Source organism: Tenuifilum thalassicum, from assembly GCF_013265555.1.
GTDB lineage: Bacteria > Bacteroidota > Bacteroidia > Bacteroidales > Tenuifilaceae > Tenuifilum > Tenuifilum thalassicum.
Map to the genome: position 1 here is coordinate 2,878,061 of NZ_CP041345.1, position 14,766 is coordinate 2,892,826.

Annotated in this window: 14 protein-coding genes and 1 tRNA gene; 10 read left to right on the top strand and 5 right to left on the bottom strand. The window is 38.1% G+C overall.

Annotated features, from left to right (window positions below; translation table 11 throughout):
• Window positions 1-202 precede the first annotated feature (202 nt).
• Genes FHG85_RS11935 through FHG85_RS11945 form a run of 3 tightly spaced genes read right to left on the bottom strand, consistent with a single transcriptional unit; the run spans window position 203 to window position 2,843 of the window.
• The gene (locus FHG85_RS11935; protein ID WP_173076193.1) at window positions 203-1,111 is read right to left on the bottom strand and encodes a DUF5683 domain-containing protein; all 909 of its coding nucleotides are present in this window, start codon (window positions 1,109-1,111) and stop codon (window positions 203-205) included.
• A 16-nt stretch (window positions 1,112-1,127) separates the two neighbouring features.
• Entirely contained in the window at window positions 1,128-2,024 is an 897-nt protein-coding gene (locus FHG85_RS11940) for a ParB/RepB/Spo0J family partition protein (RefSeq protein WP_173076195.1), read from the bottom strand.
• A gap of 18 nt (window positions 2,025-2,042) precedes the next feature.
• Window positions 2,043-2,843 carry a ParA family protein gene (locus tag FHG85_RS11945; RefSeq protein WP_173076197.1) on the bottom strand — a complete coding sequence of 267 codons (801 nt, stop codon included), beginning with the start codon at window positions 2,841-2,843 and terminating at the stop codon, window positions 2,043-2,045.
• 245 nt (window positions 2,844-3,088) lie between these two features.
• On the opposite strand from FHG85_RS11945, the gene FHG85_RS11950 reads away from it, so the two are divergent.
• The 5 genes from FHG85_RS11950 (at window position 3,089) to FHG85_RS11970 (ending at window position 8,344) form a co-directional block, all read left to right on the top strand.
• Window positions 3,089-4,078 (top strand): diacylglycerol/lipid kinase family protein, encoded by a 990-nt coding sequence (locus FHG85_RS11950; RefSeq protein ID WP_173076199.1) that lies wholly within the window; start codon window positions 3,089-3,091, stop codon window positions 4,076-4,078.
• A gap of 53 nt (window positions 4,079-4,131) precedes the next feature.
• On the top strand, window positions 4,132-5,163 hold the full coding sequence (gene porQ, locus FHG85_RS11955) for a type IX secretion system protein PorQ (RefSeq protein WP_173076201.1): 1,032 nt from the start codon (window positions 4,132-4,134) through the stop codon (window positions 5,161-5,163).
• 56 nt (window positions 5,164-5,219) lie between these two features.
• Window positions 5,220-5,909, top strand: coding sequence for a (d)CMP kinase (gene cmk / locus FHG85_RS11960; RefSeq protein WP_173076203.1), 690 nt, complete (start codon window positions 5,220-5,222; stop codon window positions 5,907-5,909).
• Between the two features lie 47 nt (window positions 5,910-5,956).
• Window positions 5,957-6,841 (top strand): 4-hydroxy-3-methylbut-2-enyl diphosphate reductase, encoded by an 885-nt coding sequence (locus tag FHG85_RS11965; protein WP_173076205.1) that lies wholly within the window; start codon window positions 5,957-5,959, stop codon window positions 6,839-6,841.
• A gap of 234 nt (window positions 6,842-7,075) precedes the next feature.
• Entirely contained in the window at window positions 7,076-8,344 is a 1,269-nt protein-coding gene (locus FHG85_RS11970) for a nucleoside permease (RefSeq protein ID WP_173076207.1), read from the top strand.
• A 205-nt stretch (window positions 8,345-8,549) separates the two neighbouring features.
• Here FHG85_RS11970 and FHG85_RS11975 read toward each other — a convergent pair whose 3' ends face one another.
• Window positions 8,550-9,938, bottom strand: a complete 1,389-nt coding sequence (locus FHG85_RS11975) for an MFS transporter (protein ID WP_173076209.1) — start codon at window positions 9,936-9,938, stop codon at window positions 8,550-8,552.
• A gap of 296 nt (window positions 9,939-10,234) precedes the next feature.
• Here FHG85_RS11975 and FHG85_RS11980 point away from each other — a divergent pair, with 296 nt between their 5' ends.
• The 4 genes from FHG85_RS11980 (at window position 10,235) to FHG85_RS11995 (ending at window position 13,307) form a co-directional block, all read left to right on the top strand.
• Complete coding sequence (locus tag FHG85_RS11980; protein WP_173076211.1) at window positions 10,235-11,536, top strand: OmpP1/FadL family transporter; 1,302 nt, start codon at window positions 10,235-10,237, stop codon at window positions 11,534-11,536.
• Window positions 11,537-11,668: 132 nt separating this feature from the next.
• Window positions 11,669-12,787 carry an HU domain-containing protein gene (locus FHG85_RS11985; protein ID WP_173076213.1) on the top strand — a complete coding sequence of 373 codons (1,119 nt, stop codon included), beginning with the start codon at window positions 11,669-11,671 and terminating at the stop codon, window positions 12,785-12,787.
• A 33-nt stretch (window positions 12,788-12,820) separates the two neighbouring features.
• Complete coding sequence (folB, locus tag FHG85_RS11990; RefSeq protein ID WP_173076215.1) at window positions 12,821-13,189, top strand: dihydroneopterin aldolase; 369 nt, start codon at window positions 12,821-12,823, stop codon at window positions 13,187-13,189.
• 47 nt (window positions 13,190-13,236) lie between these two features.
• Window positions 13,237-13,307 (top strand) — tRNA-Cys (locus FHG85_RS11995).
• A 31-nt stretch (window positions 13,308-13,338) separates the two neighbouring features.
• On the opposite strand, the gene FHG85_RS12000 is transcribed toward FHG85_RS11995, so the two are convergent.
• Window positions 13,339-14,046, bottom strand: coding sequence for a phosphoadenylyl-sulfate reductase (locus FHG85_RS12000; RefSeq protein ID WP_173076217.1), 708 nt, complete (start codon window positions 14,044-14,046; stop codon window positions 13,339-13,341).
• A gap of 188 nt (window positions 14,047-14,234) precedes the next feature.
• Here FHG85_RS12000 and FHG85_RS12005 point away from each other — a divergent pair, with 188 nt between their 5' ends.
• Complete coding sequence (locus tag FHG85_RS12005; RefSeq protein WP_173076219.1) at window positions 14,235-14,735, top strand: T9SS type A sorting domain-containing protein; 501 nt, start codon at window positions 14,235-14,237, stop codon at window positions 14,733-14,735.
• Window positions 14,736-14,766 lie beyond the last annotated feature (31 nt).

A 14,766-nucleotide genomic window follows, 5' to 3' on the forward strand; every position in this document is an offset into this window, starting at 1 on the left:
AGATGAAGGGTATTTTTGGGTGATAATTAATAGAATAATGCTGTTAAGCATAAAATTTTAATTTATCAGGGTTAAACATGCTTAACATTAACATTTATGACAACTTATTCTTTATTAGCCTTAATTCAATTATTAATGTTGATAGCTAATGCAACCAACATCAAGCTTAACATTAAATTAACTGTAGAAAGGTTCAATTTTTTTAGAATGTAACCCTACAAGAAATTCCAAAAGCAGGTGGGCTATATGCATAAGAAAGGTTAGGATTAAAAACCTTTGGTTCTACTCGAAATGAGAGATTGTCGTCTACATTCCAATCGTACAAATGAGCATCGACATTGGCATCAAGGATATTGAGAATGTAAACTGCGGCAAATCCAAGTGCAGATAGGTCGCGATTACGCCTGTAGCTATCCATATAGTACCGGAGTTCCTCTTCGGTTCTCTCCCCATTAAACTCATCCACCGTATTTGGGTCATCATCTACAAGATACAGAACGGCAGTTTTAAACCGATTATAACCACGATTATTCCAATCGAACATGAAATAGAAAGTGGACAGTCCACCATAAATTACTGGTATTTTCCAATATGTTCCATTATAGGCCTGTCCCATACCAGGCACTAATGTCGAAAGAATGGTTGCTGCGGCTGGAGAGTGTTTCCCTTTGTTGTAAACCAGCACAGCATCGGAAACACTAGCTAGGTAAAAGGCTGTTGCTGCGGCGTAGTATAAGTTCCGCTTTTGCTTATACTCCTTAGCCTTTATTTTGTAATTTTCACGATCAGGATCGTCTGAAGATAGGGCAAGATAAGTTTTTTGCCAGCTCTTGTAGCTACTATTCATTTGATAACCCTGATAAGCCATTAGCCCCATTCCGGTATAAAAAACTGGGACCTTCCAATAATCGCGGTTATATATTTGTCCATAACCAGGTAAGAGATGCGACCCAAGCCATATTCTTGTGGTCAAATCGGGAAGTTCTTTTTTTGTTTCGGTTTTAAGTTGTGCAAACGAATTGCTACTAAAAAGAAGTAAAGCAAAAACCACAAAAGCCGACAAGCGTTTAGCTACATGTCGGCTGGAAGTAAACCAAATAAGGCCACACATCTGTTTCAACACGAATCTACTCCTCGATCTTGATAAATTTCTCTAGAATAGCTTCTAGTTCGTCTTGGTTATTATAGGAGATAACAATTTTACCATTACCGTTATTACCTTTTTTAATATCGGCACGTAAACCTAAACGGTTTGTAAGGTGCTCTTTTAGCACCTCTTCTTGCTCCCCAAGGTTTTGTTTAGGCTTTGGCTTATTATCTTTTTTGGGCTCATTAGCCAATCGGGCTAACTCCTCAACCTTACGAACCGAAAGTCCCTCTTCAATTGTTTTCTGATAAATCTCGATTTGAACTTTAGGATCTTCAATGGTAATAAGAGCACGTGCATGACCCATTCCAATAAGATTCTGACTTATACCAAGTTGTATTTCGGCAGGAAGCTTTAGAAGGCGGAGATAGTTTGAAATGGTTGCCCTTTTTTTACCAACTCGTTCCGAAAGGGTTTCCTGTGTTAAATTACACTCATCCATCAAACGTTGGTAGCTAATAGCTACCTCTATTGCGTTAAGGTCCTCGCGTTGAATATTCTCAACCAAGGCCATTTCAAGCATCCCTTGGTCATCGGCAGTTCTAACAAAAGCAGGAACAGTTTTAAGACCTGCAAGTTTTGCTGCTCTTAATCGCCTTTCACCCGAAATAAGTTGAAATCGGCCATCGAGTGCTCTAACTGTAAGGGGCTGAATAATGCCAAGCTTGCTTATTGAATCGGATAACTCTTGAAGCGCCTCCTCATCGAACTGGGTACGTGGCTGGTAAGGATTAACATCGATTTTATCAATATCAATCTCATTCACCAACTCGCTAACTACCTTTTTCTCCTCAGTTAAATCAGTTTTTCTAGTGGGATCTACAGCATCGTCAATTAGTGCACCTAGACCCTTTCCTAAAGCCATTTTCTTTGACATGATAACTCCTTCCTCCTCTTATTCCTCTATCTTGCTGTTATTATCAATAGTAGTCATATTGTTTTTCTGTAAAACCTCACGAGCCAAATTCATATAGTTTAAGGAGCCTGTAGAACCGGCATCGTAAAGGATTACAGGTTTACCATAGCTGGGCGCCTCGCTAAGCTTAATATTTCTTTGAATAATTGTTTCAAACACCATTTGTTGGAAGTGCTTACGAACCTCTTCAACCACCTGGTTAGAAAGACGTAACCTTGGATCGTACATGGTTAAAAGGAAGCCTTCTATTTGCAACTCAGTGTTAAGGCGAGTTTGAATTATTTTGATTGTGTTAAGCAGTTTTCCAAGCCCCTCTAGTGCAAAGTACTCGCATTGAACAGGGATAATTACGGAATCGGCTGCAGTAAGAGCGTTAACTGTAATTAGGCCCAAGGATGGCGAGCAATCGATAAAAACAAAATCGTAATCATCCTTCACCTTATCTATAACGCCTTTCATTATCTTTTCCCTGTTGGGCATGTTAAGCATTTCAATCTCTGCTCCAACAAGGTCGATGTGCGAAGGTATTAAATCTAAACCCTTAATTTCTGAATTAAGTATAACGTCTTTAGGGTTGATATCATCAACAAGGCATTCGTAGATACTTGTTTTTATGCTTCTTAAATCAAATCCGGTTCCTGATGTTGCATTTGCCTGTGGATCGGCATCAATAAGCAACACCTTTTTTTCTAAAACGGCCAAGCTGGCTGCAAGATTAATAGCGGTGGTGGTTTTACCAACACCTCCCTTTTGGTTAGCTAATGCTATTACTTTTGCCATTACAAAATATTTTTTTCAGATGTCAAAAATAGTTTTCCAATTTCATATAGCTACCACTTCATCATAGCTGAATATAAACATTTACGTTCGTGTTATTAACAAGTTATTAACAACTCGCCATTCAAAGTGGTAATTGCAAAAATAGAAAATCTTTTATCATCTTAAAACCATTTTCAATTTTAACTAAATGAATTTTAACTTAATCGTTATATTTGTGGCGGATTCGATGACAAACTTTTTTTACATTGGAAACAAGTTGGTTTGTAGTGGTAAACCCACGAGCTGGGGGTGGAAAATCGATAGTTGACTGGCCCAAGATAAGTCGCATACTTAACAAGTACGACATAAGGTATACGCATGCATTTACTGAGTTCAAGTATCATGCCGTTGAGCTAACGGTAAATGCGGTAAGCAAAGGGTACAGAAATATCATTGCTGTAGGCGGTGATGGTACATTAAACGAAGTAATCAATGGCATTTTCATTCAAAAAGAGGTTTCCCCATCGGAAATCACCATTGGTGTTATAGGAGTTGGAACTGGGAACGATTGGTTCCGGATGTATGATTTGCCACACAACTACGAAGACTCAATCAAAGCCATCAAAAACAACAGGGTTTTCAAGCAAGACGTTGGTTTAGTTGAGTTTTACGAATCAGGTGTACGACATAAACGATACTTTGTAAATGCTGCCGGAGTTGGCTTCGATGCTGAAGTGGCTCTTCGAACTAATAGGCTAAAAGACTTAGGGAAAAGAGGGGCTTTACTCTATATTTTAAGCCTTATTAAAGCGCTTATCCGATACCGTACTACACGTATAAACGTTAAACTTGGCCGCAATCACATTCAAGATAAGGTGTTTAGCATAACCATAGGAATCTGCCGCTACAATGGCGCTGGAATGATGCAGGTTCCCTTTGCACTTTCAGATGATGGGCTATTTGACGTTACTATCATAAAACGAATTAGCAAGCTAAATGTGCTTGCAAACATCCATAGGCTCTATAACGGAACAATTCTTAAACATTCCCGCGTTGTTGGTTTGCGTGGTAGCGATATTGAGATTATGAGCGTACCAAATGTGAACCTAGAGGTTGATGGCGAATCGGTTGGTGAAACCCCTCTAAAATTTTCAATACTAAGGCAAGCCATTTCGGTAATTGTAAGCGATAGTTTTGTTCAGCCCGAAGTGCCTCAAGAAAAAGTTTCCAAACACATTACCACAATTGAACAGTAAGCAATAACTTTGAGAAGTTTTCGTTCAGTAAGTTAACCATACCTTAATATTAAATGCAACGTTACTACCTAACATCCATTTCCATAATCATCTACCTCTTTTCTTTTGGACAAGGAGGAGGATTATCAACATATCAATTCCTTAACCTTCCCTACTCTACCCAAGTTGCCGCTTTAGGAGGAAAAATGGTTGCCGCTGACTGTAAAGACATCACCCTTGTTCATCAAAACCCAGCAATCCTTGACTCTACGCTTAGCCATGAGATTAACCTATTCTACACCCGGTACTTTGCCGACATCAGCTTTGCTTCAGCAACTTATGCACAAAAGTTAGATGCGAAAAGAACCCTTGCCATATCATTTTTCGGAGTAAACTATGGCGCATTTGATGAGGCTGACGTATCGGGTATTATTACTGGTTCGTTTACTGGTAACGACATTGCATTAGCCCTAACTTATAGCCAGGCAATTGATTCTAACTTCACATATGGGGTTAGCTTAAAAACTATTTATTCTCACCTTGAAAGATACTATTCATTCGGCGCTGCTTTCGACATAGGGTTACACTACGAATCCTCTAATAACCTTTTTGCTGCAGGTGCTGTAATTAAAAACATTGGCTACATGATTAAGCCATATACTAACGGCAACTTTGAGCACTTACCCTTTGAAATCCTACTAGGGATTAGCAAAAAACTTGCTCACGCACCATTTAGAATAACAGCTACGCTACACAACCTACAACGATATAACCTGTACTACTCCCCTCCTGACAATCAGAGTTTACTAATTGAGCAAACCGAAAATTCGCCTGGATTTATTGAGCGTGCCGGTCGCGAAATGTTAAGCCATGCTATTTTGGGCATTGAATTTACTCCTGTCAAAGCATTTACACTTCGTTTTGGATACAATTACCAACGCCGAAACGAACTTAAAGTACAGGAACGAATCGGAACTGTTGGTTTTAGCTGGGGTTTTGGCATTCACCTTAATAAGTTTGACATAAGCTTTGGTAGAGCTACCTATCACCTAGCCGGTTCTACAAATCATTTCTCAATTTCTTCCAACTTGCATAATTGGCTATAATCAATCTTGCAGGAAAACTTTTTTGCTACCTTTGTTGTCCAAATTTTTCAAAGCAGATGACTAAAAAGATTGTAATTGCTATTGATGGGTTTTCATCGTGTGGGAAAAGTACGTTTGCAAAGGCCATAGCAAAGCGCTTAAACTACCTTTATATAGATAGTGGTGCAATGTATAGGGCTGTAACGCTTGAGTTCTTAAGGAGTGGCTTAATTAAAGATGGAAAGGTTGACACATCACGTGTTGATGAAATCCTTAAAAACATCAACATTAGCTTTTCATATGATTCCGATAGGAAAGAATATCTTACCACACTAAATGGAGAAGTAGTTGAGAGCGAGATTCGTAGCCCTGAGGTAGCTAACAATGTTAGCTTAGTAGCCGCCATTCCCGAAGTTCGCACCAGGCTAGTTGAGCTGCAACGTGAACTCGGAAAGGAAAAAGGAATTGTGATGGACGGACGTGACATTGGCACAGTAGTATTCCCCAATGCTGAATTAAAAATATTCATGACAGCCGACCCATTAGTGCGCGCACAGCGACGACTCAAAGAGTTACAGGCAAAAGGTGTTGACATATCACTTGACGAGGTGCTTTCAAATATTCAGGAACGCGACTACTTAGACCAAAATCGCGAAGTAGCACCCCTTCGTAAAGCCGATGATGCTGTAATACTCGATAACACGAACATGACAGTTGATGATCAAATGAACTGGGTGGAAAACTTAGTGAAATCGGTAACCATGTAAACTTTCCAGACTTTTTTCTGTTTAGATATCAATTTAATAGTCGAACCATGTTTGTTGAAATTGACCCAAATGCCGGATTCTGTTTTGGTGTGGTAAATGCCATAAAAACCGCTGAGGAGAATCTTAATTCGGGTGAAAAGATAAATTGCTTAGGACAGATTGTTCATAATGAGATGGAGAACAATCGCCTTCACCAACTTGGTATGAAAACCATTTCGCACGACGACCTAGCTAGGCTAAATGGGCAACCTGTCCTTATCCGTGCCCATGGCGAGCCTCCCTCAACATATAAAATTGCAAAAGAAAATAATATAAAGCTAATTGATGCTACCTGCCCTGTTGTGCTAAAGTTACAAGAAAAAGTACGAAAGGCCTGGGAAAGGCTGCAAGTATCTGGTGGTACAGTTATCATTTACGGGAAAAAAGGTCACGCTGAAGTGGTAGGCCTATCGGGTCAAACAGATAATAAGGCAATAGTAGTTGAAGGTTTTAAAGATTTAGATGGAATTGATTTTTCCAAACCAGTTGAAATCTTTTCGCAAACCACAAAGGAGTCTGAAAACTACCAGAAAATCATAAATGAAATTCGTGCAAGAATGGCTAAGTGCCATACAAATCCCGACAATTTTCTCAAAGTAAATAACACCATTTGTGGACAGGTAGCCAACAGAAAACCAAAAATTAAAGAGTTTGCAAAAAAGCACGATGTGATAGTATTTGTAAGTGGCAAGAATAGCTCTAATGGTAAAATGCTATTTGAAGTTTGCCGTGAGGTAAATCCTCAAAGTCACATGGTCTCAAATGCTAAAGAAATAAATCCTACATGGTTTGCCAATGCTGCAAGTGTAGGAGTTAGCGGAGCAACCTCAACACCAACTTGGCTTATGGCCGAAGTTGCAGATGCCATTAAAGACATTACCTACAAAAAATAAGCATACTTCTTTGAGCCCCACGAGCAATACTTTAATCAATTAAAGTATAATGTTGATATTTAAACTTATCCTAACTTCCACTTTCTTATAGCATTCAGAACTGAAGTCGAAAAAATCTTCTACAAAACTGTTAAATATTTAGCCAAATCATCTAAATATTTATCACCATAGTAGATAAAATAAAAAAACGATGCTATTTTTACCAGCCAAAATAACAAACTAAACTTTAGGATTATGAACTTGAAGTTACGATTAACCCTGATGAATTTCTTACAGTTCTTCATTTGGGGTTCATGGTTGTTGACCATTGGGGCATACTGGTTTCAAACAAAGAATTGGAGCGGCACAGAATTTGGCGCAATATTCTCTACGATGGGGATTGCCTCTCTCTTCATGCCAGCCATTGCTGGGATTATTGCTGATAGATGGATAAATGCTGAAAGGCTTTACGGTATTTTTCATATCCTTGGAGGTTTAATGCTTTTTATCGTTCCAATGATTGATAACCCAACCACCATGTTTTGGGTTATGCTTGTAAACATGATTTTTTACATGCCAACCATTGCACTTTCCATTACAGTTGCATATACTTCAATGAAAAGTCAGGGTATGGATATTATTAAGGAATATCCTCCTATTCGAGTTTGGGGAACAATTGGTTTTATTGTTGCGCTTTGGTTTGTTAGCCTTATGGGATTCGAAACCTCTCCAACTCAGTTCTATGTGGCATCATTATCATCATTTTTACTCGGACTATACGCGTTCACACTGCCTAAATGTCCCCCACTAGCCAAAGGGCACAAGAAATCTTTGGTTGATGAATTAGGTTTAAATGCCTTTAAGCTTTTCAAAAATCGTAAAATGGCAATATTCTTTATATTCGCCATGCTTTTGGGTGCATCACTGCAGCTTACCAATGCTTATGGCGACACATTCCTTCACGATTTTGCCAAGCTTCCCAACTTCAAGGATCTTATTGCGGTTAAGTATCCTGCTATTATAATGTCAATTTCTCAAATCTCTGAAACTCTTTTTATTCTAACCATTCCTTTTTTCCTTAAGCGATTTGGAATAAAAAAGGTAATGTTGATGAGTATGGTTGCCTGGGTTCTTAGGTTTGGATTATTTGCAGTGGGCGATCCAGGTCCAGGTTTATGGATGATAATTCTTTCATGTATAATCTACGGAATGGCCTTCGACTTTTTCAACATCTCGGGCTCCCTATTTGTTGAAACCCAAAGTGAACCTTCAATTAGGGCAAGCGCGCAAGGATTATTTATGATGATGACAAATGGCTTTGGCGCATTTCTTGGAAGTAGCTTAAGTGGTATCATAATCGATAAATTCTTCTTAATACCCAATGCGCCAGAGAATGCCATACAGTTTAACTGGCCAGGAATCTGGTGGACTTTTGCAGCGTACTCATTAGTCGTGGCCATTCTTTTTGCCATTCTTTTCAAGCATAAGCACAACCCCGAGGAAGTTAAAAACGTAAGCCACTAATTAAATTAACGAACTATAATTGAGGCCGAAAGTAGTTATAAACTCTTTGGGCCTCTTTTTTTAACTTGACATAGTTTACATGCCTTAATAATTGGTAGAACTTCCGGCTAAACTTGACACGTTACTAGTTCTTCCTTAAACCCCTCAAATAAAACAACCATTACTACGCTTTCATGACAACTGCTAGTATTTTGTAAACTGAACCCTATACCTCCTGGCTGATCTTTCCCCTTGCCAGCGAAGCCCATATGCCCAATGCGCTAAGTGCAACAAAAACTGAGAATGTAATTGCTGATGAAAGTATGAATTGTTTGTAATTAGAGGGATTAATTGTACTTGTTCCAATGAATATATGAATCATCATAGTAGCAATACCCATGCTTAGCATTTGGCCAACTAATCTCATGGTGGCTACCGTGCCAGATGCAAGTCCAGCATAACGCTTCTCAACTGAGCCCATAATAGCGTTAGTGTTAGGCGATGAGAATAGGCCAAATCCAAATCCTAAAATCACTAGTACCACACCAATATAAATCACCGAAGTGTTCATACCTATTGGAACAAGCATGGCAAGCCCAAGAGCTATTACAGCCATGCCAGCCGACGCTAGTATTCTAGGATCCTTTTTATCGGACATCCGTCCCGACCACGAGGCAATAGCAGCCATTACCAACGGCTGAATTACAAGAAGCATACCCGCATCACGAGGGCTTAAGCCCTTTATATATTGCAGATATAAGCTAAGCATAAAGGTTATGGCAAATGTTGTGGCGTAGTTAATTAGCGCAGCAAGGTTTGAAAAGGCAAACAACCGATTAGTTTTAAAAAGCGAAACGTTAAAAACGGGAAATTCAGCTTTCATTTGTAACCTAACAAAAATGTATAGGCCCAAGCCTCCTGCAATAGTAAGGATAAAAGCATAAGGAGTTGGTAATTTTGAAAATCCATACATTAAAGCACTCATTGAAATCATAAATACAACAGATCCAAGTAAGTCGAACTTTTCCCCTTTGGCTTCGGCCCATTCGCCTTTTATTGTAAATATCGCAGCCACAACAGCAGGAATACCAAGCAAAGCAGGAATATAAAACAAACTCCTCCACCCTAGCGCATCAATTAAAAATCCGCCTATTACAGGCGCAGCTGAAAGACCAACATAAACTGCTGTTACATTCAATCCTATTGCCCTACCTCTTTCGTTAGGAGGGAAAACCGAAGTTATTAAAGCTATACCGGTGGCAAACATCATTGCGCTACCAACTCCTTGAATGGCCCTTAATGCAATTAAAACAGAACCATTTGGCGAGAATACTGCTCCAAGTGATGCCAGGGACAAAATCAGATTGCCCAAAAGAAACAATCTCTTCCTCCCGTATATATCGGCTAACTTTCCAATTGGCACTAAGAAGATTGCTGAAGAAAGTAAAAACGACATAGTCACCCAGCTCATAGTAACGGCATTTAGATTAAACTCATGCCCAATCTTTGGCAAAGCCAGATTTATGGCGGAACCAATAAAAGGTGTAATAAAAGAAGTAAACATTACCAGTATGAGAACTATTATCGCCTCCCTACGTCTATTTTGAGAATGCATAACTATTGTTTTTGAAAATCACAACTACAGCAAAAGTATCTAAATATTACGCCTTCGCAATTAAATAACCACAAAAAAATATCTAATACCTAATTTCAAACATCATCTAAAAACAAATAGGCGAACACAACACACTATAATATTGTCTATCTGCACCTTACAAAACTGTTCAGATATTAAAAGAACAACATTTCTTGGGTTCAATTATAAGTTCGAACGATTAAGCACAACCTAAATCCAATCTTTGTTAACTACAGTTAAATACTAATCAAACAACCTAACTTAAACCAAAAAATATGAAAAGAAAAGTTTTATTACTTGGAGTAATGATGCTAGGAACTTTCCTTGCAAAAGCGGATTACAATCCTGCAAATAATGGTAGTGCAAAAAAAATGAAAACGGGCAACCGTAATGCTTCAATTACAACAGATGCACCATTCTACAACCCAGCAGGAACAGTTTGGGGTAGTAATGGCTTTACCGTTGAGTTTTCTACCATACCATTCTACTCAACAAAAAAGATTACCGACAATGGTAACCTATTAGGTACAGATATGACCTACAATAGCAAAACTAGTTCTTTATTCTACCCTGCACTAAACCTAACCTATAAAAAGGATAAGTTTGCTGCTTTCATGTTTTTAGGAATAACCAATGGTGGCGGTGCTGGAAACTACGATGATGGTCTTCCAATGTTTGAACGCTTAGGGTATGCTAATGTAATGGCAGGGATAATGGGCGGCCTACTTCCTGGAGCAGCAACCGATTATGCAGTTAAAACCAGCTTTAATGGCTCAGCCTATGGACTCGGTGGCTGGCTTGGTGCAGCATACAAGGTGAGCGATATGATTTCTGTTGCTGGTGCCATCCAATACTCACATCAGTCAAATCATCAAGAGGGTTGGCTAGATGTATCATATATTCCAGCACCAGGTGCAGTTCCAATACCTCGCACCGAAATTGATGTTGATTTCACAGGCCAAAGCTTTGGATTTATTGGTAGCCTTGATATCAAACCTCTTCCCAATCTTCTTATTGCAAACACATTCCGCTACTTTACCGAAATGGAACTAGAAACCAAGGTTAATGATGGCAAAGATGGCGATGGAATGTTTGTTGATGGTACAAAATCTTTATCTACTTATGTTCCTACTTATAATCTGGGTATCGCTTACGAGGTAAATGAGAAGTTGAAACTTGCTTACAATATGAATGTTTCATTCTACTCTATGCTTGATTTAGATAAGGACGCTAACGATGTGGATATTGCCGATTACTATAAAAATGGTATTGATTTTGGTTTGGCAGCAGAGTACCAGATCAACGAGAAAGTTAACTGGGGACTAGGATTCACCTATGCACCATACAAAATGAAAAAGGAGTATCAATCTGAAATGGAATTTGAAACAACAACACTTTGGTTTAATACTGGAGCAAGCGTTATGCTAAAAGATAACCTAGGGGTAGATTTAGGTTTCCAAGTTGGTATTCCCACCGAAAAGCGTAAAATAGATGATACTTTCCTAGCACCATTCACACAAACCCTTAAAAATGAGCTTTCATACTCAATGGGAATAGGTTTCTGGTACAAGTTTTAATTCCTAGGGGTTCTTTTTATAACTTGAGGCTGTTTTATAAAGAACAGCCTCATTTTTTAATAATCCTCATATTTTGATATAACCTAAAATATTTTATACATTTGTTTGTTAAACCCCAAACACACTAGTAGGTTGGAACTGAATAGAATAATTCATAAAATTTTACTTACTAACGATTTTGTTAGCCTCCCAGGCTTGGGAAGCTTTGTTAGGAAGTACGAACCCGCCAAATTATCTTCCGATGGGAAAACCTTGCTTCCACCCTCTGAAAAAATCTTTTTTGATCCTTCTAGAACATTTAACGATGAAGCCATAGAAAACTTCCTGGTTGAAAATAAAGGGATTAGTAAATCCGAGGCCGAAACTGAGGTAAAGATATTCTGTGAAAAAATTAGTGACGATCTAGGGAAAGGGGTTGAAATCGACTTTTACAACATTGGTAGCCTAAAAAAAGACTCAGATGGCAATTTTACGTTAAGCGAGAGCGATAGTATTATTTCTTCTACATTTGGACTTGAATCTATTGATATTCCTGAAAAGAAGGAACATATCATATCAAAACCAGGTGAAAAAGAAACAATTATCCAAAAAGATATAGAACCTAAAAAATCAGAAAAAACAGAAAAAAGCATTGTTGCTCCAGTTTATGCAGATAAAAAGTCTAAGAACACTATTCTGGTCTCATTAGTAAGCATTTTAGCCGTTGCATCCATAGCCATAGTATTAATTTTTATACCAGAACTACGATTTTGGGAACAAACCGACATATTAACTGAGAACAAAGAAATTAAACCCATTCAGAACAGTGCTGAACTTGTAAACAATGTACAAAATCAGGCAGGGATAGAGACACATGTTGATTCATCAAAAACTTTTGAACCTTCAGACAGCTCTCAAGTTATCATAAGTGATGCCTCTGAGGTTTCTGAGCCATCTAAACCAACAGCTCATGAGCACACATTAGTGCCTATCGATAAAAAAAGTGCACTGTTCTATCAAGAGAAAAACAACAACCAGAACAATGTTTACTACATTGTAGTTGGTAGTTTCTCTCAAAAGGTTAATGCTGAAAAACTTGTCAAGAAACTTGAAATTGATGGATACAAACCAACAATAATACCGGGCAACAACATTTATCGCGTTGCTGTCTATAGATTTTCTACTAAAGAAAGAGCATTACGCGAATTAGAAAGAGTACGTAGGTTAAATCTTACTAGTCAGGCCTGGCTTCTAACTTTAAAAGTCGATTAATTTTTACATTTTCACGATTCAACAAATATCACAATGGCTCTTATTGAAATTGAAAACATGGAGTTTTACGCATTCCATGGATGTTTTAAAGAGGAACAAGTAGTAGGAAACCAGTTTTTAGTAAATATTTCGTTTGAAACCGATACCTCTAAGGCTCAAAAAACCGATAATTTAAACGATACAGTAAACTACCAAGTTGTTTACAATCTGGTTAAAGCCGAAATGCAAAAGACATCAAAACTTCTGGAGCACGTAGCAGAAAGGATAACAAGTGCTGTTAAACTAGAATTTCCAGAAATTAAGAGCATTAAAGTTAAGGTATCGAAGCTAAATCCGCCAATGGGTGGAAAAATTGAAAAGGTAAGTGTTACACTAAATCGTAATTTTGCACAAAAGGGATAAATGATATTTGTTTGATTGATTTTTTTTCTATCTTTGCAGTCGCAAATGGTACCGTGGCCGAGTGGTTAGGCACTGGTCTGCAAAACCACGTACAGCGGTTCGAATCCGCTCGGTACCTCAAAAATTTAAAGCCCCGTATGGGGCTTTCCTTATTTTTTCCTGTTATGTAATCCGCATTCTTTTGTTTCTGGGTTCTCCCACCACCATCTTCCTGCACGAATATCCTCTCCTGGCTCAATTGCCCTGGTACATGGCTGACAACCTATACTAGGGAAACCCTTATCGTGTAAAGGATTGTAAGGCACTCCGTTTTCTTTGATGTATTTCCATACATCTTCCTCCGACCAATCAATCAATGGGTTCAACTTTATCAACCCATTAGCCTCGTCCCACTCTACAAGCTGGTTATCGGTACGAGTAGCAGATTGGCTTCTTCTTAAGCCACAAATCCAAACATCAAGTTCCTTAAATGCTCTTTTCAGGGGTTCAATTTTTCTAACCCTACAGCATTCTTTTCTATTTTCAATACTTTGATAAAAAAGGTTGATTCCCTTTTCTGTTACCATCTTTTCAACATCCTCAGGAGAAGGGAAATATATTTCAATATTCTTTTTATATCTAAGAGATGTACGCTCAATAAGCTCATAGGTTTCATAAAAGAGTCTACCAGTATCAAGCGTGAAGATTCTAACGCTAGGATCGATTTTAACAATCATATCGGTAAGCACTTGGTCTTCAGCTCCCATGCTCGAAGCTAGAGCTATTTTACCCTTATGCTTTTTTATAAACCAATCGAGTACAAACTCAGGTGTTTTACCCTTAAACTGTGCATTTAATGTTTCAACAATTTGCTTCATATTAATTATTTATTGCAAAAATATTAAAAAAAGAAGAGGGGCAATCCAAAATTATGAAATTTAGCAAAATCTGTTTCATGCGTAACAACATAAACGCTCGTTTAATGGATTGAAAACTTAAATTAATGGAAAAAAGTTGATTTCGGCATATTTATATATTAACTTGCTTAAAATCAAATATTCATTTTATGAAAAAGGTTTACACACTAATGCTATCATTATTCACCTTAAGTGCTTGGGCACAAGACATACCAATGCAAGTAATTGCATCTGCAGGTGGATATTTTGAAAACTCAAATGCTGGCATATCAATAAGCTGGACTTTGGGCGAGGTAGCTTACACAACCCTATCTACGGATAGTTATATACTAACACAAGGGTTTCAACAGGGAAACCTTTTCACAACATCTATTGATGAGCCTAAATCAAATCAGGAGGGCATTAATGTTTTCCCTAACCCTGTTAGCGATATTTTAAAATTGCGCATCGATAATAGGTTTGCTACAGGAAATGTCTTTATAGAAATATTTGACGTTACTGGGAAGCTTGTTCTATCAGAAAAAATGAACTTAGAGCAATCAAGTCCTGCAGCACTAAATCTCTCCAACTTGCGTTCAGGCATTTATATTCTTCATGTTTTTTCAGAAAACGATAATGCCAAGAAAGTTATAAAACTTATCAAGGAGTAACTCTGTTACTTCCAAGCCTTTAATTATTATT